Annotated in this window: 2 protein-coding genes; both read right to left on the bottom strand. The window is 28.9% G+C overall.

What is annotated here, in order from left to right:
* Positions 1-229: 229 nt before the first annotated feature.
* On the bottom strand, positions 230-961 hold the full coding sequence (gene erm(A) / locus KHW44_RS09650; RefSeq protein WP_021934625.1) for a 23S rRNA (adenine(2058)-N(6))-methyltransferase Erm(A): 732 nt from the start codon (positions 959-961) through the stop codon (positions 230-232).
* A gap of 57 nt (positions 962-1,018) precedes the next feature.
* On the bottom strand, positions 1,019-1,078 hold the full coding sequence (locus KHW44_RS10175; protein WP_146743586.1) for an erythromycin resistance leader peptide: 60 nt from the start codon (positions 1,076-1,078) through the stop codon (positions 1,019-1,021).
* Positions 1,079-1,362: the final 284 nt, after the last annotated feature.

The raw sequence follows: 1,362 nt of genomic DNA, 5'->3' as shown, positions 1-1,362 counted from the left end.
TAATTAGTTGCACATATACCTACTATATCAATAAATTTTGAGTTATCATTGACTATATTAGTTGCTATTATCAGAATAGTCGTCGATAACTATATTTTCGTGCAAATATGCAAATAAGTAAAATGATAGTTATGTTATATCATAATAATTGAAAATAATAGAATGCATTTTTCAATGTAATAAGATTAAGCGTTCTCTTAAAGTTAGAGAACGCTTAATTATTTTTAATTTATTGAAATAATTTGTAACTATTGAAAACAGACAAAAATTGTTCATTGGATAATTTATCAAGATCAGTAACATTCGCATGCTTCAGCACCTGTCTTAATTGATTTTTAGTAAAAAGAACATTATATTCCCTGTTTACCCATTTATAAACGAAAAATCTATACTTTTTGTAGTCCTTCTTTAAAATAAATGGTTTATGCCTTTCAAGTACAATCAATACAGAATCTACATTAGGCTTAGGGTGAAAATATGCTCGTGGCACTTTTTTAAGAATTTTTATATCCATTTCCACCATTAACAGCAAACCTAAAGCTCGTTGGGTATTTTGCAACCTTTTAGCAAATCCCCTCTCTACAATAAGGTAGCTATATTTCGCTTGACTATCAAAAGCAATCTTTTTTACAATATCAGTACTAATATTGTAGGGAATATTACCAAATATTTTATAGTCTGTATTTTTAGGAAAGCTAAACTTCAAAATATCCTCATGAATAACTTTTATATTCTGAAAAGGTTCAACTGCTTTTTTCGTGGCATGACATAAACCTTCATCAATCTCTATAGCATTCACCCGTTGACTCATTTCCACAAGTTCCTTGGTAAAATGTCCTTTTCCTGACCCAATTTCTATTATTTTATCTTGTTTATTGATATTCGTATATTTTAATATTTCCTTTACATGCTTTTTAGATGTAATGAAATTTTGCGTATTTTTCGGGTTTTTCTGTTTCATTATAACCTTCTCCTTGCCGGTTATAATGAACTAATCTTAAGAGCTCATTATAACCAATTATTTTTGGTTTGGTTGATAATGAAATCTCTCAATAACAAATATAGAAAACATACCCATACCTTTACCTCCTTTAATTTTTTTCATTATAAATGAGATAAAGTAATATCTACTACTGCAATACATGTACACATATTTAACTCCTCCTTATGCAACTGATTATATCACTTTTAATTTCTCTATTCAATAAAGTTCTGTGCTAATCTACCTCACCCTATGGATTTTTAATCCCGAAACATCAAATGTCATCTGTCAAATGCCCTATTTAAAAGGGTCAAAAAACGGTATTTTTTAGCCTGTTTTTGACCCAATTTTCGTACTCAAACCACTACATGTTGTGGTTG

This window comes from Finegoldia magna (genome assembly GCF_018371055.1).
GTDB lineage: Bacteria > Bacillota > Clostridia > Tissierellales > Peptoniphilaceae > Finegoldia > Finegoldia magna_I.
This window is presented reverse-complemented; position numbering and strand designations above follow the sequence as displayed.